This window comes from Pseudomonas putida, from assembly GCF_003228315.1.
GTDB lineage: Bacteria > Pseudomonadota > Gammaproteobacteria > Pseudomonadales > Pseudomonadaceae > Aquipseudomonas > Aquipseudomonas putida_S.
This window is the reverse complement of sequence record NZ_CP029693.1, coordinates 1032820-1059407: the sequence shown is the minus strand read 5'-3', so window position 1 is coordinate 1059407 and position 26588 is coordinate 1032820. Positions and strand designations below refer to the sequence as shown.

20 protein-coding genes and 1 tRNA gene are annotated in these 26588 nt (G+C 61.6%); 16 read left to right on the top strand and 5 right to left on the bottom strand.

Features of this window, described 5'->3' with window-relative positions:
- Positions 1-221 precede the first annotated feature (221 nt).
- From DKY63_RS04660 to DKY63_RS04645, 4 genes are all read left to right on the top strand, one after another.
- Positions 222-1037 carry a helix-turn-helix domain-containing protein gene (locus DKY63_RS04660; protein ID WP_110963015.1) on the top strand — a complete coding sequence of 272 codons (816 nt, stop codon included), beginning with the start codon at positions 222-224 and terminating at the stop codon, positions 1035-1037.
- A 50-nt stretch (positions 1038-1087) separates the two neighbouring features.
- On the top strand, positions 1088-2494 hold the full coding sequence (locus DKY63_RS04655; protein ID WP_110963014.1) for an NAD(P)/FAD-dependent oxidoreductase: 1407 nt from the start codon (positions 1088-1090) through the stop codon (positions 2492-2494).
- A gap of 27 nt (positions 2495-2521) precedes the next feature.
- Positions 2522-2863 (top strand): cupin domain-containing protein, encoded by a 342-nt coding sequence (locus DKY63_RS04650; protein WP_110963013.1) that lies wholly within the window; start codon positions 2522-2524, stop codon positions 2861-2863.
- A gap of 99 nt (positions 2864-2962) precedes the next feature.
- Positions 2963-4015 (top strand): polyamine ABC transporter substrate-binding protein, encoded by a 1053-nt coding sequence (locus DKY63_RS04645; RefSeq protein WP_430523175.1) that lies wholly within the window; start codon positions 2963-2965, stop codon positions 4013-4015.
- A gap of 128 nt (positions 4016-4143) precedes the next feature.
- Here DKY63_RS04645 and DKY63_RS04640 read toward each other — a convergent pair whose 3' ends face one another.
- Positions 4144-4368: a YgdI/YgdR family lipoprotein gene (locus DKY63_RS04640; protein WP_110963011.1), complete on the bottom strand. Its 225-nt coding sequence runs from the start codon at positions 4366-4368 to the stop codon at positions 4144-4146.
- 180 nt (positions 4369-4548) lie between these two features.
- Here DKY63_RS04640 and DKY63_RS04635 point away from each other — a divergent pair, with 180 nt between their 5' ends.
- Genes DKY63_RS04635 through DKY63_RS04625 form a run of 3 tightly spaced genes read left to right on the top strand, consistent with a single transcriptional unit; the run spans position 4549 to position 10478 of the window.
- Positions 4549-6216 (top strand): VRR-NUC domain-containing protein, encoded by a 1668-nt coding sequence (locus tag DKY63_RS04635; RefSeq protein ID WP_110963010.1) that lies wholly within the window; start codon positions 4549-4551, stop codon positions 6214-6216.
- On the top strand, positions 6213-8543 hold the full coding sequence (locus DKY63_RS04630) for an ATP-dependent DNA helicase (RefSeq protein ID WP_110967841.1): 2331 nt from the start codon (positions 6213-6215) through the stop codon (positions 8541-8543). Before DKY63_RS04635 ends, DKY63_RS04630 begins: the two co-directional genes overlap by 4 nt.
- Positions 8544-8555: 12 nt before the next feature.
- Positions 8556-10478 carry a hybrid sensor histidine kinase/response regulator gene (locus DKY63_RS04625; protein WP_110963009.1) on the top strand — a complete coding sequence of 641 codons (1923 nt, stop codon included), beginning with the start codon at positions 8556-8558 and terminating at the stop codon, positions 10476-10478.
- Here DKY63_RS04625 and DKY63_RS04620 read toward each other — a convergent pair.
- Both DKY63_RS04620 and DKY63_RS04615 read right to left on the bottom strand, forming a co-directional pair.
- Entirely contained in the window at positions 10456-11808 is a 1353-nt protein-coding gene (locus tag DKY63_RS04620) for a cation:proton antiporter (RefSeq protein WP_110963008.1), read from the bottom strand. The genes DKY63_RS04625 and DKY63_RS04620 overlap by 23 nt on opposite strands.
- 203 nt (positions 11809-12011) lie before the next feature.
- On the bottom strand, positions 12012-13166 hold the full coding sequence (locus DKY63_RS04615; protein ID WP_110963007.1) for a MalY/PatB family protein: 1155 nt from the start codon (positions 13164-13166) through the stop codon (positions 12012-12014).
- Between the two features lie 290 nt (positions 13167-13456).
- Here DKY63_RS04615 and fdnG point away from each other — a divergent pair, with 290 nt between their 5' ends.
- The 8 genes from fdnG to DKY63_RS04570 all read left to right on the top strand — a co-directional run bounded on the left by fdnG (position 13457) and on the right by DKY63_RS04570 (position 23973).
- The gene (gene fdnG, locus DKY63_RS04605; RefSeq protein ID WP_162634865.1) at positions 13457-16522 is read left to right on the top strand and encodes a formate dehydrogenase-N subunit alpha; all 3066 of its coding nucleotides are present in this window, start codon (positions 13457-13459) and stop codon (positions 16520-16522) included.
- Positions 16522-17457 (top strand): formate dehydrogenase subunit beta, encoded by a 936-nt coding sequence (gene fdxH, locus DKY63_RS04600; protein WP_110963004.1) that lies wholly within the window; start codon positions 16522-16524, stop codon positions 17455-17457. The genes fdnG and fdxH overlap by 1 nt, the downstream gene beginning before the upstream one ends.
- Positions 17454-18107: a formate dehydrogenase subunit gamma gene (locus DKY63_RS04595; RefSeq protein WP_110963003.1), complete on the top strand. Its 654-nt coding sequence runs from the start codon at positions 17454-17456 to the stop codon at positions 18105-18107. Before fdxH ends, DKY63_RS04595 begins: the two co-directional genes overlap by 4 nt.
- A 3-nt stretch (positions 18108-18110) precedes the next feature.
- Complete coding sequence (fdhE, locus tag DKY63_RS04590; protein WP_110963002.1) at positions 18111-19037, top strand: formate dehydrogenase accessory protein FdhE; 927 nt, start codon at positions 18111-18113, stop codon at positions 19035-19037.
- Between the two features lie 198 nt (positions 19038-19235).
- The gene (selA, locus tag DKY63_RS04585; protein ID WP_110963001.1) at positions 19236-20666 is read left to right on the top strand and encodes an L-seryl-tRNA(Sec) selenium transferase; all 1431 of its coding nucleotides are present in this window, start codon (positions 19236-19238) and stop codon (positions 20664-20666) included.
- Positions 20663-22567, top strand: a complete 1905-nt coding sequence (selB, locus tag DKY63_RS04580) for a selenocysteine-specific translation elongation factor (RefSeq protein ID WP_110963000.1) — start codon at positions 20663-20665, stop codon at positions 22565-22567. Before selA ends, selB begins: the two co-directional genes overlap by 4 nt.
- Before the next feature lie 6 nt (positions 22568-22573).
- Positions 22574-22669, top strand: a tRNA-Sec gene (locus DKY63_RS04575).
- A gap of 227 nt (positions 22670-22896) precedes the next feature.
- Positions 22897-23973 (top strand): AI-2E family transporter, encoded by a 1077-nt coding sequence (locus DKY63_RS04570; RefSeq protein ID WP_110962999.1) that lies wholly within the window; start codon positions 22897-22899, stop codon positions 23971-23973.
- 59 nt (positions 23974-24032) lie between these two features.
- Here the strand turns inward: DKY63_RS04570 and DKY63_RS04565 are convergent, their stop codons facing one another.
- Positions 24033-24680 (bottom strand): MliC family protein, encoded by a 648-nt coding sequence (locus DKY63_RS04565; protein ID WP_110962998.1) that lies wholly within the window; start codon positions 24678-24680, stop codon positions 24033-24035.
- 185 nt (positions 24681-24865) lie between these two features.
- Between DKY63_RS04565 and DKY63_RS04560 the strand changes: the two genes are divergently transcribed.
- Positions 24866-25327 (top strand): GNAT family N-acetyltransferase, encoded by a 462-nt coding sequence (locus DKY63_RS04560; RefSeq protein WP_110962997.1) that lies wholly within the window; start codon positions 24866-24868, stop codon positions 25325-25327.
- Between the two features lie 61 nt (positions 25328-25388).
- Here the strand turns inward: DKY63_RS04560 and DKY63_RS04555 are convergent, their stop codons facing one another.
- On the bottom strand, positions 25389-26471 hold the full coding sequence (locus tag DKY63_RS04555) for an alkene reductase (protein ID WP_110962996.1): 1083 nt from the start codon (positions 26469-26471) through the stop codon (positions 25389-25391).
- Positions 26472-26588 lie beyond the last annotated feature (117 nt).

Sequence of the window (26588 nt, the reverse complement as noted above, 5' to 3'; positions counted from 1 at the left end):
GTAGGAGGGAAGAGCCCTCATTGGCTCAACCAGTGACAGACTTTAAAAGTAGCATTCGGACGTGAAAGAAATGTGTTTTTTTCAGGCCGTTTGGCGATTGAGTCGCATTTTTTATTCGGGCGGCGTCGCGCAAACGTTTTCGAAAAAAACTGCACTTCGGTCTGGCGATTGAAGCAGGCGTGGAAGTTGGGCAAGCTCGGTTTTTTTTCGTCGAGACCTTTATGCACGCCGAGGATGATGGCCCGCTGCAAACCCAGGCCACGGGCGAAACGGTCATGCGCTATCACTTGCGCTGGAAGCACCGGGATCTGGACGGGGTCATGGCGTTGTATCACCCGGACATTCAGTACAACGACTTTTTCCAGAACCGCGTGATGGGCCTGGCCGAATTGCGCGACTACGTGCGCAGCAGCATGCCCCGCGACCCCGACGAAGCGCTGGAGCACTCGGACCGCATCCGCCTGGATGGCAATACCGCGTTCATTCAGTACCGCATCACCTTGCGGGGTGGGGAAGGCCTGGTGTCGTTCCGCGCCAGCGAAGCGATCACGGTGCGCGACGGCTTGATCTGGCGGGTCAACGAATATGCGTCGCTGGTCCACGAGCAAGCGTCGCGCAAAAACGCGGCGAGCCAGCGCCCTGCAGTGAGCCGTCTGGGCCTGTCGCCCCGGCAGTTGAGTTTCATGGCCGATGACCTGCAACAGTACTTCCAGCGCCAGCAACCCTATCTCGACCCCGAACTGGACTTGCAGCGGGTGGCGAAGGAGTGCGGGTACAGCCGCAACCAGATTTCCTACCTGCTCAATCAGGTGCTCGGTCAGAGCTTCTATCGCTACGTCAACCAGGCCCGCCTGCAACATCTGCTCGCGGCGCTGGATCAGGCCACGCCACCGTTGCGCATCGATGAGCTGGCATTTGCCGCCGGCTTCAATTCGCTGTCGGCCTTCTATAGCTGCTTCCGCCAGCATACGGGCCAATCGCCCAAGGCTTATGTGAAGCAAATTTCCCTGCGTGCACGCGCGCAAGACAATCCCTGAGATCACGCACTAGGATCGACGCCATCGAAGTTTGAGTGGCGGAATCCTGCATGAAAGCGTGGCGCACGATCAGTTTATGGATGGACCAGCTCGACGAGCCGTTAGTGGCACGCCCGGCGCTGGAGCAAGACCTGGATGTCGACGTCGCGATCATCGGCGCCGGGTATACGGGGCTGTGGACTGCGTACTATCTCAAGCGCCACGCCCCTGAACTGAATATCGCCATCATCGAGGCGCAAACCGCCGGTTTTGGTGCCTCGGGGCGCAATGGCGGCTGGCTGATGGGCAATCTGCTGGGTGAGGACCGGTTGCTCGCGGCGTCGTCTCCCGAACAGCGCCGTGCTTCCTACGATCTGCTGCACGGTATTCCCGATGAAGTGGCGAATGTCCTCGAACGTGAAGGCATCGACTGCGATTACCGCAAGGGCGGGGCGCTGTATTGCGCTGCCCGCTACCCGGAGCAGGAAGCCAGCCTGCGTGAGTACCTGGCCAAGTTGTATCGACAAGGACTGAACGAAAGCGATTACCGCTGGCTGAGCCCGGAACAACTGGCGCAGCAGATTCGCGTCGCCAAACCCTATGGCGGCATCTTCACCCCTCACATCGCGACTCTGCATCCGGCGAAACTGGCGCGTGGCCTGGCCCGTGCGGTGGAGCGCATGGGCGTGAAGATTTATGAAAACAGCCCGGTGACCCAATGGCAGTCCGGCCGTTTGCGTACTGAACGTGCCGCTGTGCGCAGCCGTTGGGTGGTGCCGGCGGTGGAAGGCTATTCGGTGACCTTGCCGCCGCTGGGGCGATATCAGATGCCGGTACAAAGCCTGATCGTCGCCACCGAGCCATTGTCCGCCGCCACCTGGGACGAGATCGGCCTGAGCCAGGGCCAGGCCTTCAGTGAAAGCAGCCGCCAAGTGACCTACGGTCAGCGCACCGCCGACAACCGCCTGATCTTCGGCGCTCGGGGCGGCTATCAGTTTGCCGGCCGGCTGCGCCATGACTTCGACCTGACCACCAGCGAAATCGAGCTGCGCCGCTATCTGTTCGGCGAACTGTTCCCGCAACTCAAGAACGTGCAAATCACCCACGGCTGGGGCGGCAACCTGGGCATGTCCCGGCGTTTCAAACCGCACATGCTGTGCGACCGGGCCAGCGGCATTGCCTTGTCCGGCGGCTACGGCGGGGAAGGCGTCGGCGCCAGCAATCTGGGCGGGCGGACCCTGGCCGATCTGATTCTTGGGCGCGATACCGAGCTGGTGCGCCAACCCTGGGTGGTGCCTCAGGGTGGGCTCGATGCGCTCAAGGCGTGGGAGCCCGAACCCTGCCGCTGGCTCGGCTACAACGCGATCATTCGCAGCTTCGTCCACGAAGACCAGACCCTGGCCAACCCGGCAACCGCCCCCTGGCGACGCAAGCTCGCCAGCGGGGTCGCGGGGTTCATGGAAGGTTTCATGCACTAAACGCTTTTTACACAGACAGGTATGGCCATGAGCATCACCCAATTCAAGAACACCGCAACCCTGAAGCTGGAAGAGTCCAATCCGGTCGCCGTCCCTCTGGGCTCGCCCGTGGCGGTGGCTTCGACCACCAGTGTCGAGCGCGACGACGGCGTTGAAACCGGCGTCTGGGAGTGTACCCCCGGTCGCTGGCGGCGGCAGATCGTCGCCCAGGAGTTCTGCCATTTCATCCAGGGCCGCTGCACGTTCACGCCGGACGGCGGCGAACCCCTGCACATCGAAGCCGGCGATGCACTGATGTTGCCCGCCAATAGCCTCGGCATCTGGGACATCCAGGAGACCGTGCGCAAGACCTACGTGTTGATTCTGTAAACGCTGACCCCTTGATTGCCTGCCAACAAAAACAACCCATACAGGAATCGATTCATGCTGCGAAAGACGCTCACACTTACACTGGCATTGACCCCGCTGATGCTGGCCGCCTCCATCAGCCAGGCGGCGGATAACGTCAAGATCTACAACTGGTCGGATTACATCGCGCCGGACACCACCAAAGACTTCCAGAAAGAAACCGGCATCGGCTTCACCTACGACGTCTATGACAGCAACGAAACCCTCGATGGCAAATTGATGACCGGCAAATCCGGTTACGACGTGGTGTTCCCGTCCAACCACTTCATGGCCCGGCAAATTGAAGGCAAGGCGCTGAAAACCCTGGACAAGAGCCAGTTGCCGAACTGGAAGAACCTCAATCCGGTATTGCTCAAGGCCTTGCAGGGCAACGATCCGGGTAACGAGCACGGCTTCCCGTATCTGTGGGGCAGTACCGGCATCGGCTACAACGTGGCCAAGGTCAAGGCGGTGCTGGGCGACAACGCACCAGTGGATTCGTGGGACCTGATCTTCAAGCCGGAAAACATGCAAAAGTTGCAGAAGTGCGGCGTGGCGATCCTCGACAACGGCCCGGAACTGCTGCCAGCGGCGCTGAACTACCTGGGCCTGCCACATCACAGCAAGAATCCGGAGGACTACAAAAAAGCCGAAGCCTTGCTGCTCAAGGTCCGGCCTTACGTCAGCTACTTCCACTCATCCAAGTACACCAGCGACCTGGCCAACGGCGATATCTGTGTGGCGGTCGGGTTCTCCGGCGACATCCTGCAGGCGGAAAACCGCGCCAAAGAGGCAAAAAATGGTGTCGATATCGGTTATTCAATTCCAAAAGAAGGCGCCGCGATCTGGTTCGACATGGTTGCCATGCCCGTCGACGCCCCGGACGAAAAGGCCGGTTATGCCTTCATGAACTACCTGCTGCGCCCGGACGTCATGGCCGGCATCAGTAACTACGTGCACTACGCCAATGGCAATGAACAGGCCGACAGCCTGATTGACCCGGCCATCAAGAACGACACCAAGGTCTATCCGAGCCCGGAGATGATGGGGAAATTGTTCGCGTTGGAAGCGATGCCGCTGAACATCGACCGGGTTCGCACACGGGTGTGGAACAAGATTCGTACCGGTAGCTGATGAGCCTGTAGGAGCGAGCCTGCTCGCGATGGTCGTTAACGATAACGCTGGGAGCCTGATAGCCCGCAGGGCCTTCAGGTTCTTCGCGAGCAGGCTCGCTCCTACAGAATGCGGTTCAACGTTTCAAATCAGTCTTCCTGGCGAATCGTAGCCACTTCATCCGCCCGCACTTTCACTTTCGCCCCGGAAATGTCCCGGAATTCAAAGAACCCGTCCTTGGTTTTGGTTTTCGGCATGTCCTTGGTCAGGTACTGGGTACCGTTCTGTAAGGTCACCACCGTTGGCGTCGAGCAGCCGGTCAGCATCATGAATGCGGCTGCCGCCAAGGGAAAAATCATCGGCTTGATGTTCATAACCACCTCTTAACACCTCAAAAATGCGCGGGACTGTTGCGTTTGACAGCATCCGACGCGGTTGGTGTCATGTCTTGATGCAGAAAACGTCGCAGGCTAGCGACTCTCCACCTATCCAATTCCGATTGCGTATTACAGGGTGTTACTGGTATCTGTACGCATAACCAGTATTCGTTCGCCATGGCCCCATTTCCCGTGACCGCAAATCCCCTCGACGATCCGTTCTATTACCTGAACAACTTCATGCAAGTGCTTGATTGGCTTGAGCAACGCTATGGAGACGTGCTGGATGTCGAAGAGCAGCGGTTCATCACTGACTTCAAGGGTTTGAGCCGTGAATCCCGGGCGCTGCTGGTCAGGATGGTGATGCGCAAGGGGATTCATTTCAGGGCCAGCAAGTTGCACTACGTTGAAATCGGCGACACCTTCGACGCCGTCGAGCCCCTGATAACGTTGGGCTGGGTCGATGAGCAGTTGCCATTGCCGGTCGAAGTGCTGTGTGAGGTATTGCTCAAGGCTGAAATTGTTCAATGCCTGGGCCACGCCCTCGACCAGCCCAAGGGCAAGAAGTCCGATTGGCTTCCACACCTGAGCGAGCGTTTTCCCGAGGCGCGCAGCTTCGGGCAATGGTGCCCGGCGCTGGATGAGCGCCTGTTCAGTCTGACCATCATGGGACTGTGCGACCGTTTGCGCTTCATGTTTTTCGGCAATCTCTATCAGGACTGGTCCGAGTTCGTCTTGGCCGATCTTGGGATCTTTACCTACGAAAAAGTCGAGTTCTGTGCCGATTCCCGAGGTTTTCGCCACCGGGAAGACGTGGATGCCGGCCTGTTCCTTCATCTGTGCCAGCAACAATTCATTGATGGCGAAGCGATCGGCGACATTGTCGATCGCATTACCGCATTGGCGCTGAGCAACCCCTGGCTGCAACGGCGCCGAGACAAGCTGTTGTTCCAGATGGCCCAGCATTGCGAGCGCGTGGCGGATTTCGCGACGGCCATGACCTTATATCGCCAGTGCGCCTATCCCGGCGCGCGGGTGCGCCTGATCCGCGTGCTGGAACGCTGCGGGGAACACGAACTGGCCCTGGAGCTGGCCACACAAGTGCAACAGTCGGCCCCCAGTGCCGCCGAGCAGCAACAACTGTTGCGCCTGTTGCCCAGACTGCGCCGCAAACTGGGCGGGCCTGCGGTGAAACGCCCGGCCCCACGAGAAATGCAGCGTCTGGACTTGCAACTGCCCAGGACCGATCCGCAACTGTCGGTGGAGTTCTACGTTCAGGCACACCTGACGCAAGAGTCGGCGCCGGTGCATTACGTCGAGAACAGCCTGATCAATTCATTGTTCGGCCTGCTGTGCTGGCCGGCGATTTTCGCGCCGCTGCCGGGGGCGTTTTTCCACCCGTTCCAGCGCGGCCCAGTGGACTTGCTCAATGAAGATTTCCAGGAGCGGCGGGCGGATCTGTTCGAGGCGTGCCTGGCACAACTGGACGACGGTCGCTACCGGCGCACCATCCGCGAGTGCTATGCCGAAAAGTGGGGTGTGCAGTCGCCCTTCGTGTTTTGGGGCGCGCTTGACGAAACCTTGCTGGAACAGGCACTGGACTGCCTGCCGGCTGAACACCTCAAGCACTGGTTCAACCGCCTGTTGCTGGACATCAAGGCCAATCGCGCCGGGATGCCGGACCTGATCCAGTTCTGGCCGCAGCAAAAGACCTACCGCATGATCGAAGTCAAAGGCCCGGGGGATCGCCTGCAGGACAACCAGCTGCGCTGGCTGGAGTTCTGTCATGAGCACGGCATGCCGATTGCCGTGTGCTACGTGCAATGGGCGGAGCAGGGCGCTTGAGCTACAGCATCGCGGTGCGGGCACTGTGTGAGTTCACCGCCAAGGTCGGCGATCTCGACCTGCGTTTCACCCCTTCACCGACGGCGCTGGAGGGGATCGTCGGCCATCGCACGGTGGCCTCACGGCGTAGCGAGGGCTATCAGAGCGAAGTCGCGCTTGAAGGCCACTACCAAAGCCTGACCGTCAAAGGCCGCGCGGACGGCTACGACCCCGCGCAGAACTGCCTGGAAGAAGTCAAAACCTACCGTGGCGACTTGAGCAAGCAACCGGCCAACCATCGGCAACTGCACTGGGCCCAGGCGAAAATCTACGGCTGGCTGATGTGCAGCAAGCTGCAACTGGAGCAGATCAATCTGGCGCTGGTGTACTTCGACATCGTCAGCGAAAAGGAAACCTGCCTGGTGGAAAGCCACAGCGCCGGGGAGTTGCAGCAGTTCTTCGAAGAACATTGCGCACGATTCCTGCACTGGGCGGAAAAGGAAATGGCGCATCGCCTGGCCCGCAATCACGGCGCGCAACAGCTGGCCTTCCCCCACAGCGACTTTCGGCCGGGGCAGCGGCATCTGGCCGAATCGGTGTTCAAGGCGGTCAGCACCGGTCGATGCCTGATGGCCCAGGCGCCAACGGGGATCGGCAAGACCCTGGGCACGCTGTTTCCAATGCTCAAGGCCCTGGCGCCACAGCAACTGGACAAGGTGTTCTTTCTCACGGCGAAAACCCCCGGGCGCAAGCTGGCGCTGGATGCCGCCCAAGTCATCCAGGGCGGCGCCAACGCACCACCCTTGCGAGTGCTGGAGATGATTGCCCGGGACAAGGCCTGCGAGCATCCCGACAAAGCCTGTCACGGCGAATCCTGCCCGTTGGCCCAGGGCTTTTACGATCGCTTGCCCGCCGCACGGCAGGCCGCCAGCGAGCTGAGCCTGCTGGACCAAAGCGCTTTGCGCCAGGTCGCCCTCGACCATGCCGTGTGCCCGTATTACCTGAGCCAGGAGATGGCCCGCTGGGCTGATGTGGTAGTCGCCGATTACAACTACTACTTCGACTTCAGCGCCTTGTTGTTCGGTCTGGCCCAGGCCAACCAATGGAAGGTCGCCGTGCTGGTTGATGAGGCCCACAATCTGGTGGAGCGCGGTCGCCAGATGTACAGCGCCAGTCTCGATCAGGCGACCCTTGGCTCTGTAAGAAAGGCTGCCCCCGAGCCTTTGAGAAAGTCCCTGCAGCGGGTCAATCGCGAATGGAATGCCCTGCATAACCTGCAAACGGCTGAATATCAGGCCTATGACAAGGCCCCGGACAAACTGTTGCAGGCGTTATCCGCCTGCACCGGCAGCATCGGCGAGTACCTGAACGATCACCCGCAAGGGCTCGACAGTGCCCTGCAGAGCTTTTACTTCGACATGCTGCAGTTCTGCCGGGTGGCAGAACTGTTCGATGAGCAATTTCTGTTCGATATTTCCAAGCGCGACCTGGAACGCAAGCGAACGCTTTCCAACCTGTGCCTGCGCAACGTGGTGCCCGCCGGATTCATCGGGCCGCGCCTGACAGCGGCACGCAGCACCGTGCTGTTCTCCGCGACCCTGAGCCCGCGCCGCTACTACGCCGATCTTCTGGGTACGCCGGCGAACACGGTGTGCATCGACGTCGAGTCGCCTTTTCACTCAGGCCAGCTTCAGGTTCATATCGCCAGCCAGATCTCTACCCGGTTCATCCATCGAAAGGCATCGCTGGCTCCCATCGTCGAGTTGATCGCCGACCAGTACAGGCAGAGGCCGGGCAACTACCTGGCGTTTTTCAGCAGCTTTGACTATTTGCAGCAGGTCCTTCAGTTGCTGGCGGAACGGTACCCGCAGATCAATCTCTGGTCGCAATCGCGTGGAATGGGCGAAGCGCAACGTCAGCAGTTTCTCGACCAGTTCACCGAACACGGCGAGGGCATCGGCTTTGCGGTATTGGGCGGCGCGTTCGGTGAAGGCATCGACTTGCCCGGTGCGCGGCTGATCGGTGCGTTCATCGCCACCCTGGGCCTGGCGCAGTTCAATCCGGTCAATGAGCAGATGAAGCTACGCATGGCGGCGATTTTCGGCGCAGGCTACGACTACACCTACCTGTATCCCGGCCTGCAGAAGGTGGTACAGGCCGCCGGACGGGTGATCCGTACGCAGGAAGATCAAGGCGTGGTGATGTTGATCGATGACCGTTTTGCCGAGCCGAGGGTGAGGCAGTTGTTGCCACGCTGGTGGTCAATCGGTCATTCCGGGCCGCAGAGCCCTCAAGTTCAGGCTTTCCAAATCGGCGGTTTGTCGCATACTCCAGAAAAACAATTCTGACGCGAGCATTCAATGGGCGAGGATCGAAGCAAAGTGGACGTTAGCGAGGAAACGCGCTTTCGCCTGCTGATCGATGCAGTGGTCGATTATGCCATCTACATGATTGACCCTGACGGCATCATTACCAGTTGGAACGCCGGCGCCAGGCGTTTCAAGGGATATGAGGAAGCGGAAATCCTCGGCCATCATTTCTCGCGTTTTTACACAGAAGAGGATCGCCGTGCCGGTATGCCCCAGCGGGCGCTGGACACGGCGCTTCGCGAAGGACGTTTTGAGGGCGAGGGTTGGCGTGTGCGCAAGGATGGCACGCATTTCTGGTGCCATGTGGTGATCGATCCGATACGCGACCCGTCGGGCACGTTGCTGGGCTTTGCCAAGATCACCCGCGACCTGACCGACCGCAAAATGGCCGAGGAAACCCTCAAGCAAAGCGAGCAGCAGTTTCGCCTGCTGGTACAGAGCGTCACCGATTACGCCATCTACATGCTGACCGCCGATGGCCGCGTGAGTAACTGGAACCCCGGCGCGCAACGCATCAAGGGCTATACGCCCGAAGAAGTCATCGGCCAGCATTTCTCGATGTTCTACACACCGGAAGACCGAGCGGCGGGCGAGCCTCAACGCACCCTGAGCATTGCCACGCGCGAAGGACGGTTCGAAAACAAGGGTTGGCGCCAGCGCAAGGATGGCACCCGGTTTCTTGCCCATGTGGTGGTGGACCCGATCTGGGGGGATACGGGCACTTTGCTCGGTTTTGCCAAGATCACCCGGGATATCACCGAGGCGGCGCAGGCACAGCAAACCCTCGAACAAACCCGCGAAGCGCTGTTCCAGGCGCAAAAGATGCAGGCCATCGGGCAGCTCAGTGGCGGGATTGCCCATGACTTCAACAATTTGCTGACGGTCATCCTCGGCAACCTGGAAATCGTCCGCAAACGCCTCGGAGACGATCCTAAACTGACCCGCTTGCTGGACAACGCCACCCAGGGTGCGTTGCGCGGCGTTTCCCTGACCCAGCGCATGCTGGCGTTTGCCCGGCGCCAGGAGCTCAAGGCCGAAACCGTCGAGATACCGGCGCTGGTGCAAGGTATCAGCGGTCTCTTGCGCAGCTCCCTGGGACCTTCGGTAAAAATCGAAACCGGCTTTACGCCCGAGCCCGAGCCGGTGCTGGCCGACATCAATCAGCTTGAGCTGGCGATACTCAATCTGGCGACCAATGCCCGTGATGCGATGCCCAATGGCGGGAAAATCGTCCTGGGTACCCGCACAGAGGTCATTCTTGAGCAACCCCGTTCCTCATTGGCGCCTGGGCGTTATGTCTGCCTCAGCGTTACCGATACCGGGGAGGGCATGGATGACGCCACCCTGGCTTCGGCGATGGATCCGTTTTTCACCACAAAGGGCGTCGGCAAGGGCACAGGATTAGGGCTATCGATGGTGCATGGCTTCATCGAACAGATGGGCGGGCGGTTCATCCTCAAAAGCGAGAAAGGCAAGGGCACGACCGCCGAACTCTGGTTGCCGGTCGCCAAGGCCGGGGCGGTGGCCGGTCCGCAGGTCACCGAGCCGGTTGCGCCGCAGGTTCCGCGGCTGAACGTGTTGGTGGTCGATGATGACGGCCTGGTGCTGACCAGCACCTGCCTGTTGCTGGAGGATCTCGGGCACCGGGTCAGCGTCGCCGACTCCGGGGCGCAGGCGTTGCAGTTGTTTGAAGGCGAACAGCACTTCGACCTGGTCATCACCGACATGGCGATGCCGCAAATGAATGGCGCCCAACTGGCGCAGGCCATCCGCATACTCCAACCCACCTTGCCCATCATCCTGGCCACGGGATATGCCGATCGCCTGGAGGGGTTTGCCGCCGCGCTGCCACGACTCTCCAAGCCCTTCACGCAAATCAATCTGGTTGAAGTCATTGCCTCGACAATGAAGTGAAATGTTCATAGCGCGCCAGCATCGGCTGGGTGCTGATGCCGTGCAACAGAATGCTCAGTGCGACAACCGATAGTGTGAGGTCGGTACTCAGGCTGGCCACCCCTGTCGGCAGGTCGTGATTCAAGGCGTAGAACAGATAGTAAAAACTACCGATGCCACGAATGCCGAACCAGCCGATCAACCAGCGTTGCCGGCCGTTCAGCAAAGGGCCCCATGGCAGCAGGACGACGCTCAGGGGGCGAATCACGCAGAACAGCGCCAGGGCAATCAACAGTGCGCGCCAGTCCCAGTGTGCGACCAGCACCACACCGAGCAAGGTCACCAGAAACACCTCCATCGCCCGTTCCACCAGCCCGCCAAAGAACAGCATGTCGCCGATCATGATCCCGGCGGCCACCTGGCTGTCCTCGAGGTTCTCAATATCACCGTGCACGGCGTTGTCCGGTTCGACATTCTGGTGACCGACCACTGCTTGAACCAGATGTTCGGCCGGCGGTTGGGAGTGTGCCGTGGACTTCACCTCGGCCCGGCGCAAACCCAGGCCGGCGGCGAATACCGAAAGAAATCCATAACCGTGAACCGATTCGGCGGCGACATACGCCAGCGCAATCAGGGCAAACGTCAGGTAATCGTTGGGCGAGAGGGTACTGTCGGCATTGCGGATACGCATCGACAGGGTCAGGCGTCCGATCCCCCGGCCCATGCAATAGCCAATCACCAGGCCGGCAGGCACCGCCCACAACAGGCGCTTGAGCACCCAGTCATCAAGCCAGGCAAGGGAGTCGCCTTCGCCTTGCTGCAAAACCAGCAGGCCGAGGATGACGAACGGAAAGGCGATGCCGTCGTTGAGACCGGCTTCACCGGAGAGCCCGAAGCGCACCGGGTCATCATCCTTGGCATCGTTGACCTGGACCAGCGACGCCAACACCGGATCGGTTGGCGCCAGAATCGCACCGATCAGCAAAGAGGAACCCCAAGACAATCCGAACGCAAAATGCAGCAACAGGCTGACCCCGATAATGCTCAAAAGCATCACCGGCCCCGCCAGGCCGAAGGCCACTCGCCACTTGCGATGTTTGAGTGGCAGTCGCAATTTCAGCCCGCAGACGAACAGCGAAAAGAGCACCGCGACTTCCGTCAGGTGCTCCATCCAGAAGGCGGCATTGTTCAGATTCAGATTGAGCCAGCCCAAGCCTGCGGGGCCGATCGCAACCCCCAGCACAAGACAAACGGCCGAAGTGGTCACCGGCATCCAGCGCAGGTACGAAGAGGTGAGTGCCAGCGTGAGCAGCACGGCGCCCAGCACCGCGACCCAGGCGACGAAACTCATGGCTGCGAAGGGGCGGACATGATGATCTCCGATTACCCGGGCCCATAAAGTGTGGAGCACAGGAATCGTCCGCAGGTTCCATTTTTCAATGGTGATCCTGTAGGAGCGAGCCTGCTCGCGAAAGCGTCCTGACAGTCGACAGTGATGGTGCCTGACAATCCGCTATCGCGAGCAGGCTCGCTCCTACAGGGGGATATGGCAAATCAGGCCTTGAGGTGACGCAAACTGCGCTCCATCCGCGCAATCCCTTCTTCCAGCAGCGACCGCGGGCAGCCGAAGTTCAGGCGCACGAATTGTTTGCAGTCATCGCCAAAATCCAGGCCCGGGCTCAGGCCGACTTTCGCCTGTTCCAGGAAAAACTGCTGCGGGTTATCCAGCCCCAGCGCCGAGCAATCGAGCCAGGCCAGATAGGTACTTTGCGGCACATTCATGGTGATGCCCGGCAGGCGGTTGCGTACGGCGTCGACCAGGTAGTCGCGGTTGCCTTGCAGATAAGTGCTCAGCTCGGCCAGCCAGGGGGCGGCCTCGCTGTAGGCCACTCGGGTGGCTTCCAGGCCCAGTGGATTCACGCTGTCGACCATGCCGCAACGGGCGTGGTTGACCTTTTCGCGCAGATGACGGTCCTGGATGATCATGAACGAGGTTTTCAGGCCGGCGATGTTGTAGGCCTTGCTCGCCGACATCAGGGTGATGGTGCGTTGGGCGATCTGCGGGCTCAGGGTGGCCATCGGAATGTGTTTGCGGCCGTCGAAGCACAGTTCGGCATGGATCTCGTCGGAGATGATCCAGGCGTCGTGCTCCAGGCAGATATCGGCGATGGCTTGCAGTTCGGCGCGGGGGAAGGACTTGCCCAGCGGGTTGTGCGGGTTGCTCAGTAGCAGCGCGCCGCCACCTTGCAGCGACTGGCTCAGGATCTCGAGCGGCGTAGTGTAGGTGCCGTCCGCTTGCGGGTCGAAGCTCAGCTCGACCTTGTTCAGGCCCCAATGGCCCGGTGCATGGCGCAGCGGCGGATAGTTGGGCACCTGTACCACGACGTTCTGTTGTGGCTGGACCAGCGCCTTGAGCGCCATGTTGAAGCCCGACTCGACCCCCGGCAGGAAGATCAGCTCCTGGGGTTCGACGCGCCAGGCGTACTTGTTCCACAAGTCAGCGACGATGGCTTCGCGCAGGTTGTCCGGGGCCACGCTGTAGCCAACCATCGGGTGCTCCAGGCGCTTTTGCAGGGCCTGGATGATCATCGGCGGCGCGGCGAAATCCATGTCGGCGACCCACATCGGCAATACATCGTCCGGGTAGCGGCTCCATTTGGTGGAACCGGTGTTGTGGCGGTCGAACACCTGATCGAAATCGAAAGTCATGCGGGTCTCGTAACGGCAAGTTAGTAATGCCGCCATGATAATCGCCAACCCCCTGTAGGAGCGAGCCTGCTCGCGATGGTGTGTCAGTTGACACTTTCTCAGCTGACCCACCATCGCGAGCAGGCTCGCTCCTACAAGGTATGTGTACAAAACCGGTCCGACGGTCGGGTTTCATCGCGGTTTCGACAGGGTTGACTAGAGTTCAAGTGTCGGCAGCCCGTCTGCCGCGCCCGTGATTGTCCAGAAGAATCCGCCAAAGCAGCGGATTTCCACCTGATCAGGAGTGCACGATGGACCTCAGCCGTCGTCAGTTCTTCAAGGTCGCCGGTATCGGCCTTGCAGGCTCGAGCCTGGGCGCGTTGGGCATGGCCCCGACGCCTGCCTTTGCCGAACAGGTGCGTCATTTCAAGCTCGCCCACACCCATGAAACCCGCAACACCTGTCCGTATTGCTCGGTCGGATGCGGGTTGATCATGTACAGCCAGGGCGATACGGCGAAGAATGTCGCGCAAAGCATCATTCACATCGAAGGTGACGCCGACCACCCGGTCAACCGCGGCACACTGTGCCCCAAAGGCGCGGGCCTGCTGGACTTCATTCACAGCCCCGGCCGCCTGCAATACCCGCAGGTGCGCAAGCCCGGCAGCAACGAGTGGACGCGTATCGGCTGGGATGAAGCCCTCGATCGCATCGCCGACCTGATGAAGGCCGACCGCGACGCCAATTTCATCGAGAAGAACGCCCAGGGCCAGACGGTCAATCGCTGGCTCACCACCGGGTTCCTCGCGGCCTCGGCGGCGTCCAATGAAGCGGGTTACATCACCCACAAGGTGGTTCGCAGTCTCGGCATGCTGGGGTTCGATAACCAGGCGCGTGTCTGACACGGCCCGACGGTGGCAAGTCTTGCCCCGACGTACGGCCGTGGTGCCATGACCAATACCTGGACCGATATCGCCAACGCGAATCTGGTGCTGGTGATGGGCGGCAACTCAGCAGAAGCGCACCCTTGCGGTTTCAAGTGGGTGACCGAAGCCAAGGCGCACAACAAGGCGCGGCTGATCGTGGTCGATCCGCGTTTTACCCGGACCGCCTCGGTGGCCGACTATTACGCGCCGATTCGCACCGGCACCGACATCGCGTTCATGGGCGGGCTGATCAATTACCTGCTGACCCAGGACAAGATCCAGCACGAGTACGTGCGCAACTACACCGACGTCTCGTTCATCGTCAAAGCGGGGTATGGCTTCGAGGACGGCATTTTCAGCGGTTACGATGCGGCTAAGCGGGCCTATACCGATAAATCCGGCTGGGGTTACGAGCTGGGCGAGGACGGTTTCGCCAAGGTCGACCCGACCCTGCAGGACCCGCGCTGCGTCTATCAATTGATGAAGCAGCACTACAGCCGCTACACCATCGAACTGGCCAGTCAGATCTGCGGCATGCCGGTCGACGCGATGCAGAAAATCTGGGACGAAATCGCCACCTGCTCGCAACCGGGCAAGACCATGACGATTCTCTACGCCCTGGGCTGGACCCAGCATTCGATCGGCTCGCAAATCATCCGCAGCGCGGCCATGGTGCAGTTGCTGCTGGGTAACGTCGGCATGCCGGGCGGCGGGGTGAACGCCTTGCGCGGGCACTCCAATATCCAGGGCTTGACCGATCTGGGGCTGTTGTCGAACTCGTTGCCGGGTTATCTCACGCTGCCTGGCGACGCCGAGCAGGACTACAACGCCTATATCGTCAAGCGCACGCAGAAACCGCTGCGTCCCGGCCAGTTGTCCTATTGGCAGAACTACAGCAAGTTCCACGTCAGCCTGATGAAGTCCTGGTACGGCGTCAACGCCACGGCCGAGAACAATTGGGCCTACGACTACCTGCCAAAACTGGACATCCCCAACTACGACATCCTCAAGGTCTTCGACCTGATGGGCCAGGGCAAGGTCAACGGCTACATGTGCCAGGGCTTCAACCCCATCGCCGCGTTGCCCGACAAAAATCGGGTAATGGTCGCGCTGGCCAAGTTGAAATGGCTGGTGGTAATGGACCCGCTGGCCACGGAAACCTCGGAGTTCTGGCAAAAAGTCGGGCCTTACAACGACGTGAAGACCGCCGATATCCAGACCGAGGTGATTCGCCTGCCCACCACCTGTTTTGCCGAGGAGGACGGCTCGCTGGTCAACAGCAGCCGCTGGCTGCAATGGCACTGGAAAGGTGCCGATGGCCCGGGCGAAGCGCGCACAGACATTCGTATCATGAGCGAGTTGTTCCTGCGCCTGCGCCAGCGCTACCAGGCCAACGGCGGCGCCTATCCCGATCCACTGCTCAAATTGACCTGGCCGTACAAGATCCCCGACGAGCCTTCACCGGAGGAACTGGCCAAAGAGATCAACGGCAGCGCCACCGCCGACTTCACCGATGCCACCGGCGCGGCGATCAAGGCCAATTCGCAGCTCGCGGCGTTCAGCCAGCTCAAGGATGACGGCAGCACGGCGTCCGGTTGCTGGATTTTCTGCGGCAGCTGGACTGAAACCGGCAACCAGATGGCACGCCGGGACAACAGCGACCCCTACGGCATGCATCAGCATCAGGGCTGGGCCTGGGCCTGGCCGGCCAACCGGCGGATTCTCTACAACCGCGCTTCGGCCGACGTGCAGGGCAAGCCGTGGGATCCGAAAAAACGTCTGGTGTGGTGGAACGGCAAGGCCTGGGGCGGCACCGATGTGCCGGACTACAAGGCCGACGTGGCGCCGGAAGCGGGGATGAATCCGTTCATCATGAACCCCGAAGGCGTGGCGCGTTTCTTTGCCGTCGACAAGATGAACGAGGGGCCATTCCCCGAACACTACGAGCCGTTCGAGACGCCCATCGGCATCAACCCGCTGCACCCGCAAAACAAGAAAGCCACCAGCAACCCGGCGGCGCGGATCTTCGATTCGGTGTGGGACACCCTGGGCGTGGCCAAGGATTACCCGTACGCGGCGACCAGCTACCGCCTGACCGAGCACTTCCATTTCTGGAGCAAGCACTGCCGGCTCAACGCTATTGCCCAGCCCGAGCAGTTCGTCGAGATCGGCGAGGTGCTGGCCAAGGAGAAAGGCATTGCCGCCGGTGACCGGGTGCGAGTCAGCAGCAAGCGCGGCTTCATCGAAGCAGTGGCGGTGGTGACCAAGCGCATCCGTCCGTTGCAGGTCAACAACCAGGTAGTGCACCAGATCGGCATTCCGCTGCACTGGGGCTTCACCGGCCTGACGCGTCACGGTTACCTGACCAACACCCTGGTGCCGTTCCTCGGCGATGGCAACACTCAGACCCCGGAATCCAAGTCATTCCTGGTCAACGTGGAGAAAATCTGATGGCCAGCCAAGACATCATTGCCCGCTCGGCCACCACCACCGTGCCGTCCTCGGTACGCCATCTGGAGGAAGTGGCGAAGCTGATCGACACCACCAAATGCATCGGCTGCAAGGCCTGCCAGGTGGCCTGTTCGGAATGGAACGAATTGCGTGATGAAGTGGGGCATAACCACGGCACCTACGACAACCCGCAGGACCTGACGGCCGACACCTGGACCCTGATGCGCTTTACCGAGCACGAAACCGACGCCGGCAACCTGGAATGGCTGATCCGCAAGGACGGCTGCATGCACTGCGCCGAGCCCGGTTGCCTGGCCGCGTGTCCCAGCCCCGGGGCGATCATCAAGCACGCCAACGGCATCGTCGATTTCAATCAGGACCATTGCATCGGCTGCGGCTACTGCATCACCGGTTGCCCGTTCAACATCCCGCGCATTTCGCAAAAGGACCACAAGGCCTACAAGTGCACGCTGTGTTCGGACCGGGTGGCGGTGGGGCTGGAACCGGCCTGCGTGAAAACCTGCCCGACCGGCGCCATCGTGTTCGGTTCCAAGGAAGACATGAAGGAACACGCCGCCGAGCGCATCGTCGATCTCAAGAGCCGTGGCTTCGAAAACGCCGGGCTGTATGACCCGGCCGGTGTCGGCGGCACCCACGTAATGTACGTGTTGCACCACGCCGACACGCCGAAGCTCTACGCCGGGTTGCCTGCCGATCCAGCCATCAGCCCGCTGGTGAGCCTGTGGAAAGGCGTGAGCAAGCCCTTGGCGCTGCTGGCCATGGGCGCGGCCGTGGTGGCCGGGTTCTTCCACTACGTGCGGGTGGGGCCGCAGATTGTCGAGGAAGATGAAATGCCCCATGGCCCGGATCCGGCCGTGCATGAAGTCGATCCTTCGGTGCACACCTACGATCCAAAACGGGAGAACCGGCCATGATCCGCAAAGAGATCCTGCGCTACACCGCCAACCAGCGCACCAATCACTGGCTGGTGGCCATTCTGTTTTTCATGGCCGGATTGTCCGGGCTGGCGCTATTTCATCCGGCGCTGTTCTGGTTGAGCAATCTGTTTGGCGGCGGTCCGTGGACGCGCATCCTGCACCCGTTCATGGGCGTGCTGATGTTCCTGCTGTTTCTCGGCCTGGTGTTTCGTTTCTGGCGGGCCAACTACTTCATTGCCAATGATCGCCTGTGGCTGCGGCGCATCGATCGGGTCATGAAAAACGAAGAGGAGGGCGTGCCCCCCATCGGCAAGTACAACCCCGGGCAGAAACTGCTGTTCTGGACTTTACTGCTGTGCATGCTGGTGTTGCTGTTCAGCGGCCTGGTGATCTGGCGTGCGTATTTCAGTGCGTACTTCGGCATCACCGCGATTCGTTGGGCGATGCTGCTGCACGCGCTGGCCGGTTTCGTGCTGATCCTGAGCATCATCGTGCACATCTACGCCGGCATCTGGATCAAGGGCTCGGTCAGCGCCATGCTGCACGGCTGGGTCAGCCGGGCATGGGCCAGGAAACACCATGAGCTGTGGTATCGCGAAGTCACCCATGACAAAGCGGCCGAGCGACCGATCACGAAAAAGGGCTGACACTTGCCAACCATTCTCGAGCCTGGACAAATCGAAGCGGCGGCCGGTTCGCCGCCGTTTCTGCACCTGCCACCGCACAACCTGTTCACCCTGCGCGCCGAGCGCCTCGACCAGTTGGCCGAAGGGCATCCGCTGGCCGACTACCTGCGTCTGTTGGCCGGGTTGTGCCGGGCGCAACAGCAGGTACTGGATGATCCGCCCTCCAGCGAACCACTGGATCGGCAACGCATCGAGCTGTGTCTGGAGCACGGGCTGCCGCCGTTCGCCGCCGACAGCCTGAGTCGTGAAGACGATTGGCAGGCGTTTCTCGAGGCCCTGTTGCAGCGCTATGTCGCCCCCGATCAACCTGCCGTGATTGAAGCCCTGGACACTCTGCGTCAGGCCAGCACCGGACAGCGCCGGGTGTGGGCGGTGGCATTGCTCAGCGGGCAATACTCGATGGTGCCGGCGGCACTGGTGCCGTTCCTTGGTGCGGCGCTGCAAAGTGCCTGGAGCCATTGGCTGCTCAGTACGCCGGACCTGCAGCTGACGGCGGGCGCGAGCCTGAGCCAGTGCCCGGCGTGCGGTTCACCGGCCATGGCCGGGGTGATTCGCCATCGCGGCAAGCACAATGGCCTGCGTTATCTGGTGTGTTCGTTGTGTGCCTGCGAATGGCATGTGGTGCGGGTCAAGTGCGTGTACTGCGAGCAGAGCAAGGGGCTGGAGTATCTCAGCCTTGAAGATGATCGCCACGCCGCCAATCAGGCGCCGCTGCGGGCCGAGGTTTGTCCAACCTGCAACTCGTATCTGAAACTGATTTATCTGGAGAACGACGCCCACGCCGAGGCACTGTCGACGGACCTGGCCAGTTTGACGCTGGACATGCGTCTGGCCCAGGACGGTTATCAGCGTCTGGCGCCGAATCTGCTACTGGCACCGGGAGACGAATGAGCACAGGGTCTACACTCTGGCGCGACGGCCACGGTTTCACCGACGCAATCGCCCCCCTGTAGGAGCGAGCCTGCTCGCGATGGAGGCCCAGACAACGCGTTCATTCAGACAGAGCGCGTTATCGTTGACGACCATCGCGAGCAGGCTCGCTCCTACAGGGGAACGCCGGGTCAGACACCGCCAACTCTGGAGCGCCCAATGCCCGCAAGCCTTGCCAGCCAATCCCTGCGTTTGCCTTCGATCGACAGCCTGCTTCGCCATCCAGCGAGCCAGCCATTGGCCGAGCGCTATGGACGCGAAGCCTTGCTGGCCGCCCTGCGGCAATTGCTCGAAGACCTGCGGGAAAGCGTGCAACAGGGACAGGTCGATGCCGTTGAAACCAGCCCCGAAGTGCTCGCAGGTCGTGTAGCAGAACGCCTTGCCACTCTCCATCGCAGCCATGTGCGCCGGGTGTTCAACCTCACCGGCACTGTGCTGCACACCAATCTGGGCCGCGCGCTGTTGCCGGAAGAAGCCGTCGAGGCCGTGCAAATGGCCGCGCGCTATCCGCTCAATCTGGAGTTCGATCTGCACAGCGGCAAGCGAGGCGACCGCGACGATCTGATTGAAGGGCTGATCCGCGAACTGACTGGCGCCGAAGCAGTGACCGTGGTCAACAACAATGCCGCTGCCGTCCTGCTGACCCTCAACAGCCTGGGCGCACGCAAGGAAGGCATCATTTCCCGGGGTGAACTGATCGAAATCGGCGGGGCGTTTCGCATTCCCGACATCATGGCCCGGGCCGGCGTGAAGCTGCATGAGGTAGGCACCACCAACCGCACCCATGCCCGTGATTACGAGGCGGCCATCGGCCCGCGCAGCGGTCTGGTGATGCGCGTGCACGCAAGCAACTACAACATTCAGGGTTTCACCGCCAGCGTACCGACCGCAGAACTGGCGCAACTGGCCCATCGACACGACTTGCCGTTGCTCGAGGATCTGGGCAGCGGCAGCCTGCTGGACCTCACGCGCTGGGGCTTGCCCGCCGAGCCCACGGTGCGCCAGGCCTTGCTCGATGGCGCGGACATCGTCACCTTCAGCGGCGACAAATTGCTTGGCGGGCCACAGGCCGGGTTGATCGTCGGGCACAAGGAGCTGATCTCAAAGATCAAGAAAAACCCACTCAAGCGCGCCCTGCGGGTCGACAAACTGACCCTGGCCGCGCTCGAAGCGGTGCTGGGCTTGTACCGCAATCCGGATCGACTGGCCGAGCGCCTGCCGAGCCTGCGTCTGCTGACGCGGCCGCAGGCCGAGATTCTGGCTCAGGCGCAGCGGCTGCAACCGTCTCTGGCGAAGGTGCTGGGTGATGGCTGGAAGGTCAGTGCAGAGCCGGCACTGGGCATGATCGGCAGCGGCAGCCAACCGGTAGCGCGCTTGCCCAGTGCTGCGTTATGTCTTCGTCCGCAAACCTCGAAACGCCTGCGCGGTCGTTGTCTGCACGGGCTGGAAGAGGCACTGCGCGGCTTGCCGATTCCGGTACTCGGGCGCATCGACGATGACGCCCTGTGGCTCGACTTGCGGCAACTGGACGATGAAGCGGCGTGGCTGGCGCAACTCGATCACTTGAACGTGGAGGGCCGGGCAGGGTGATTGTCGGCACTGCAGGGCACATCGACCACGGCAAGACCGCCTTGCTCCAGGCCTTGACCGGACAGGCCGGGGACCGACGCCGCGAAGAGCGTGAGCGGGGCATGACCATCGACCTGGGCTACCTTTACGCCGCACTGGAGCCGGACGCGCCACTCACCGGCTTCATCGACGTCCCCGGGCATGAGCGCTTCACCCACAACATGCTCGCCGGGGCGCAAGGCATCGATCTGGTGTTGCTGGTGGTCGCCGCCGATGACGGTGTGATGCCACAGACCCTTGAGCACCTGGCGATTGTCGAGTTGCTGGGTATCCCCCGGGCGTTGGTAGCCATCAGTAAATGTGATCGGGTCGAACCGTCCAGAGTGCTGGCGGTGCGTGAGCAAATCAGCGCATTGTTGGCGCCTGGCCCTTATGCCGGTGCGCCGTTGATAGCCCTTTCGAGCGTCACCGGAGAGGGCGTCGATACCCTGCGCCAGGCCCTGCTCGCGGCTCAAAGTGAAGTGCAGCAACGCAGCCTCGATGGTGGTTTTCGGCTGTGGGTCGACCGCGCATTCAGCGTGGCGGGCGCCGGGATCGTGGTCACCGGCACGGCGCTCTCGGGGCAGGTGGCGGTGGGCGATACGCTGCTGCTCGGGCCATCGGGCAAGGCGGTGCGGGTCAGGGGCCTGCACGCACAGAATCAAGCCGCCGATACCGCCATGGCCGGGCAGCGCGTGGCATTGAACCTCAGCGCTGATCGCCTGGCGCTGGAGCAGATTCATCGCGGGCAGTGGCTGGCGGTCGAGTGGTTGTATGCACCAACCCAGCGGCTGGATATCGACCTTAAATTGCTGGCCAGCGAGTCCCGCGCCTTTGAGCATTTCCAACCGGTGCACGTGCATGTCGGCACTCAGGACGTGACCGGCCGTGTGGCGCTGCTCGAAGGTGCCAGCCTGGCGCCGGGGGAACGCATGTTTGCGCAGTTGCTGCTCAATACGCCGGTGCAGGTGGTGAAGGGCGATCCGCTGATCTTGCGGGACCAGAGCGCACAACGCACCCTGGGCGGCGGTCGGGTGCTCGATCCGTTTGCGCCGACCCGACACAGGCGCAGCCCCGAACGTCTGGCGCAATTACATGCTCTCAATAGCATGCTGCAGCTCGAAGCCATGTTGCCGGCGCTGCTGGCCCACAGCGAAACCGGGCTCGATCCGCAACGCCTGGAGCGGCAGTTCAATCTTCCCCGCGCCCACTGGCAATTACCGGATGACATGCGCCTGATCGAAACGCGCAAAGGCCCGGTGCTGTTCAACACCGAGCGATGGCAAGCGCTGCAGGCCGAACTGCTGCAGCATCTGGCGCGTTTTCATGAGCAGGAACCGGATCAGATGGGCCCGGATCGCGATCGCTTGCGCCGCTTCGCCGGCACTGCCCTGGATCGCGCGACTTTCATCAGCCTGATCGACGAACTGCTCGCCGACGCCGCTGTTCTTGCCAGTGGCCCCTGGTTGCATTTACCCGCTCATCAAGTTCGCCTGAGTGAAACGGAAGAAGCGCTCTGGCAGCAGTTGCAGCCGCAATTCGAGGCGGCAGGTTTCGACCCGCCGTGGGTACGCGACTTGGGGCACGACGAGGCTCTGGTGCGCGCGTTGTTGCGCAAAATGGCGCGGCTGGGGCTGCTGCATCAGGTGGTGCGCGACCTGTTCTACACCGATGCGGTGATTCGTCGTCTGGCGGCTATGCTGTTGCAACTGGCGCACGACAACCCGGTGATCCAGGTGGCGGCGTTTCGTGATGCGCTGGGTGTGGGGCGCAAGCGCAGCATCCAGATTCTCGAATACTTCGATCGGCTGGGGCTGACGCGGCGCATGGGCGACCGCCGCCAGATTCGCACGGACAACGCGCTGGCGCGTCGAACGGACTGATTTCAAGGAAGGTAATCGCGCCCGGTGGCGCGGCCGGGCTTCAAACCCGGTTGGGGACGGCATCCGTTCCCGGGCAGGTTCGACTCCCGCTACCTTCCGCCATTTTCCGGAACATCCCCTGTACCTGTAGGAGCGAGCATGCTCGCGATGAACGACAGAACACCGCGGGGCGTCAGGCTGCCAGCGTTATCGTTGACGTCCATCGCGAGCATGCTCGCTCCTACAGGTTGTGATGCATTTCCCGCCAAGTTTTTCGCGAGCCGTCAACCGCCCGTCTATGCTGGGCAGACCGACCCCCTAACTGCGCAGTGACCTGCCAGGAGACTCCGATGTTGCCCACTCAGCTGTCAGAGAAAACCTGGTCCCGCGGGCTGCTCGATGTGTTGATCCGCGCCGGACTGATCGTGGTACTGGTGCTGTTCTGCTTTCAGATCTTCAGCCCTTTCCGGGACCTGATGCTGTGGTCGGTGATTCTGGCGATCACCTTGTATCCTTTGCTGACCCGGCTCACGGGGCCGCTGGGGCAAAAGGAAGGGCGCATCGCGACGCTGATCATCCTGGTGGCGATCGTGATCCTGATGGTGCCGATCTACCTGCTGGGCACCTCGATTGCCGATTCTGTCGATGGTGTCATGACCTCGGTGCGCAACGAAGGCATCCACATTCCCGCACCACCTGAGTCCGTTGCCCAATGGCCGGTGATCGGCAAGCCGATCACGGCTATCTGGCTGCAGGCGGCCACTGACCTGCCTGGGCTGACCGCCAAGTACATTCCGCAAATCAAGGGCGTCAGCATGACCCTGCTGGGCAAACTGGCGGGCGTCGGCATGGGGTTTTTGACCTTTATCTTTGCGCTGATCATCGCCGGGATCATCATGGCTTACGGTAAAGCCGGCAGCCACGCGGCGGTGCAGATTGCCTCACGGGTCAGCGGCCCGGACAGGGGACCGGATATCGCCGCCTTGTGCACCGCCACCATTCGCGCGGTGGCGCTGGGGGTGGTGGGTATCGCGTTCATCCAGATGCTGCTGGTTGGCCTGGGGTTTGTGTTCAAGGGCATTCCCGGCGCGGGGCTGCTGGCGCTGGCGGTGTTGCTGCTGGGCATCATGCAACTGCCGGTGACGCTGATCACGATTCCGGTGATCGCCTATGTGTTCAGCACCGAGGGCGCCTCCACGGCGACCATCGTCTTCGCGGTCTACGTGTTCGTCGCCGGGCTGGTGGACAACGTCCTCAAACCGCTGATGCTCGGGCGCGGCGTCGATGTACCGATGCCGGTGGTGCTCATCGGCGCGCTGGGCGGCATGGTCACCAGCGGCATCATCGGCCTGTTCATCGGCCCGGTGATACTTGCCCTCGGCTATCAACTGTTCTGGCAGTGGGTGCAGGACCGGCCAACAGAGTAAGCCGGGGTCTGACCGAATGGCTCAAGGAGCGTCACGGCCGGCGCCGTGCGCTCCGAACTTCAGGCGTTCGGTTCGGCGGTACAACTCATTTCTTTCGCGCCCGGCTTCTGGAAAACAATGACGTCGCCGTCTTGCCAGAAGCTGTAGGGCCCCAGGCCGTCCTTGCCGGTATAGCGCCTGCCGATATCACCGGGCACCTGATTGAGCGTGATCGAACTCTTCGCCCACGTCAGGTAAACAACGCCGGGCCGGGTGGTGAAGAAGGTCGCGGCCAGCGGTGCATTCAACCCGGCACAACGCAAGGCCAGGGGGCCTTCGGTGAGCCGGTCCGGGTCCTTGGTCCTGACGATGGCCGAGCCCTGGCGCAACTGGTACGCGCGCTGGGCATAAGCAGCAATCACACAGGCCCTGGCGTCGGCATCCAGGGCGCACTCATTACGCTCCTTGACCCAAAACTGCTGGTCAACCATGACTTTGTCGGGCAGGGGGACCGAATGTTCATCGGTGAGCGCGAGGCGATAAAGCCGGTTCAGCTCCACATCCATCTGCGCCAGTTGCGAATCGCGGCAGATGAGTTTTTCGATGGTGGCTGTCGCACTGGCGCAATCAAAGCTGGTCTTGAAGCTTGCCGCATCGACGCAGGTGCTCGTCGCCAAACAGGCGCTGGCACCCAGCACGCAGGTGAGAATGGCCGTGACCGATTTCATGTTGGCTTCACCCCCGGATCATGACGTGATGCCCGATTGATGTGAGCGCTATCGATCCGTGAACAGACGTTGATTGGCATAGGTGTACGGAGTGTAAGTCAGCGCCGCAAACTTGCCACATCGCCTGACGGCTGGGTAGGGTGAGGGCTTTGCGGATCGACCGCGCCAGCGCCAGCAGGAGTGCCATGAGCGAACAAAACAGGATCCGTCAGGCTGTGGCCGAGGACGAAGGCGCCGTGCGCGCTTGTGCCGAACAGGCCTATGCGCCCTATGTGGCCGTGATAGGACGCAAACCGGCACCCATGTCGGCGGATTACGGGGCGCAGATTGCAGCGGGCCAGGTGTATGTGTGCACGGGAGAAGGGGGCGAGCTACAGGGTTTCATCGTGTTCTTTGCGGTTGACCGGCACATGCTGCTCGAAAACGTGGCGGTTGCAGAGAGCGCCCGCGGGCAAGGAGTCGGCAAGCGACTGATCGGGTTCTGCGAGGATCAGGCTCTGCGCATGGGGCTGGGCAGTGTGCAGCTCTATACCAACGCGAGGATGACCGAGAATCTGGCGATCTATCCGAAGCTCGGCTACCTCGAAGTCGACCGCCGCTTGGAAGATGGATTCGATCGTGTCTACTTCGAAAAAACATTGATTTGACGATAGACACTCGGCCTGCGGGGCCATGTGGCGAGGGGCTGCCTCGCCACAATCCAGGGTGTTACGACAGGGTAAATTGCGTGTAGCCTTCGGCACCGCCGCCGTAGTAACCCGCCAATGGTGCTTCGAACAACGGTGTTTGCGATTGCAGGCGCTCGACCAGATCGGGGTTGCCGATGAAGGGTTTGCCAAAGGACACCATGTCCGCATGGTTCGAGTCTGTGGCCTGCAAGGCACGCTCGCGGTCGTAGCCGTTGTTGGCGATGTAGGCACCGCCAAATGCCGTGCGCAGTGCCTGTACATCAAACAGTTCGGCGCCATTGCCGCCGTGCAATTGCCCTTCGACGATATGCAGGTAAGCCAGGCCGATTTCACCCAAACGGCGCGCCAGATAGCCGTAGGTTTCCATCAAGTCGCTGTCCAGCGGGATATCGCCAATCGCGGTGGACAGCGGTGACAGCCGCAAGCCCACACGGTCGGCGCCCCAGATTTCGGTTACGGCTTGCACCACTTCCAGCGGGAAGCGGGCACGGTTCTCGATGGAGCCGCCATAGCGGTCGTCACGATGGTTGGTGCTGTCGCGCAGGAACTGCTCCAGCAGGTAGCCGTTGGCCGCGTGCACTTCCACACCATCAAAGCCTGCCTCTTTCGCCAGTCTTGCCGCATGACGGTAGTCTTCAAGAATTCCGGCGATTTCCTCGGCGGTCAGCGCCCGGGGCATCGACGGCGGCAGGTTGCCGGACTCCGTGAAGACATTGCCTCCGGCCTGGATCGCCGACGGCGCCACGGGCGCTACGCCATTTTCCTGCAGGCTGACATGGGACATACGACCGACGTGCCAGAGCTGCATCACGATGCGGCCACCGGCCTCGTGAACCGCCTTGGTCACCGGCGCCCAGGCCTGCACATGCGCCTGGGTGTAGATCCCTGGCGTATAGGCATAGCCGCGACCCTGACGGGAAATGTTGGTGGCTTCAGTGATCAGCAAGCCCGCCGAGGCACGCTGTGCGTAGTATTCGACCGCCAGTGGCGACTGCACGCCATCCATCCCCGCGCGGGAACGGGTCAGCGGCGCCATGGCGATCCGGTTGCGAACTTCGATAGCGCCGAGGCGGGTAGGGGTGAACAGAATTTCGTCAGACATGGCAGCTCCAATTGCAGTGCAGAGAGTCAGGAAACACCCTGCCAGCCCCTGTGGGCCGGCAGCTCATCAAGTGAGGCTCAGCATGCGCGCTGCGCTGTCATTCATATAATTTACTTG

Excerpts from the sequence above, each read along its gene's own strand:
- DKY63_RS04595 (WP_110963003.1), top strand. The coding sequence starts at position 17,454 with ATGATCCGCAAAGAGATCCTGCGCTACACCGCCAACCAGCGCACCAAT.
- DKY63_RS04660 (WP_110963015.1), top strand. The coding sequence starts at position 222 with ATGCACGCCGAGGATGATGGCCCGCTGCAAACCCAGGCCACGGGCGAA.
- DKY63_RS04565 (WP_110962998.1), bottom strand. The coding sequence starts at position 24,680 with ATGAAATCGGTCACGGCCATTCTCACCTGCGTGCTGGGTGCCAGCGCC.
- DKY63_RS04560 (WP_110962997.1), top strand. The coding sequence starts at position 24,866 with ATGAGCGAACAAAACAGGATCCGTCAGGCTGTGGCCGAGGACGAAGGC.
- DKY63_RS04650 (WP_110963013.1), top strand. The coding sequence starts at position 2,522 with ATGAGCATCACCCAATTCAAGAACACCGCAACCCTGAAGCTGGAAGAG.
- fdxH (WP_110963004.1), top strand. The coding sequence starts at position 16,522 with ATGGCCAGCCAAGACATCATTGCCCGCTCGGCCACCACCACCGTGCCG.
- DKY63_RS04625 (WP_110963009.1), top strand. The coding sequence starts at position 8,556 with ATGGGCGAGGATCGAAGCAAAGTGGACGTTAGCGAGGAAACGCGCTTT.
- DKY63_RS04620 (WP_110963008.1), bottom strand. The coding sequence starts at position 11,808 with ATGAGTTTCGTCGCCTGGGTCGCGGTGCTGGGCGCCGTGCTGCTCACG.
- DKY63_RS04635 (WP_110963010.1), top strand. The coding sequence starts at position 4,549 with ATGGCCCCATTTCCCGTGACCGCAAATCCCCTCGACGATCCGTTCTAT.
- DKY63_RS04655 (WP_110963014.1), top strand. The coding sequence starts at position 1,088 with ATGAAAGCGTGGCGCACGATCAGTTTATGGATGGACCAGCTCGACGAG.
- DKY63_RS04570 (WP_110962999.1), top strand. The coding sequence starts at position 22,897 with ATGTTGCCCACTCAGCTGTCAGAGAAAACCTGGTCCCGCGGGCTGCTC.
- DKY63_RS04555 (WP_110962996.1), bottom strand. The coding sequence starts at position 26,471 with ATGTCTGACGAAATTCTGTTCACCCCTACCCGCCTCGGCGCTATCGAA.
- selA (WP_110963001.1), top strand. The coding sequence starts at position 19,236 with ATGCCCGCAAGCCTTGCCAGCCAATCCCTGCGTTTGCCTTCGATCGAC.
- DKY63_RS04640 (WP_110963011.1), bottom strand. The coding sequence starts at position 4,368 with ATGAACATCAAGCCGATGATTTTTCCCTTGGCGGCAGCCGCATTCATG.
- DKY63_RS04615 (WP_110963007.1), bottom strand. The coding sequence starts at position 13,166 with ATGACTTTCGATTTCGATCAGGTGTTCGACCGCCACAACACCGGTTCC.
- DKY63_RS04645 (WP_430523175.1), top strand. The coding sequence starts at position 2,963 with ATGCTGGCCGCCTCCATCAGCCAGGCGGCGGATAACGTCAAGATCTAC.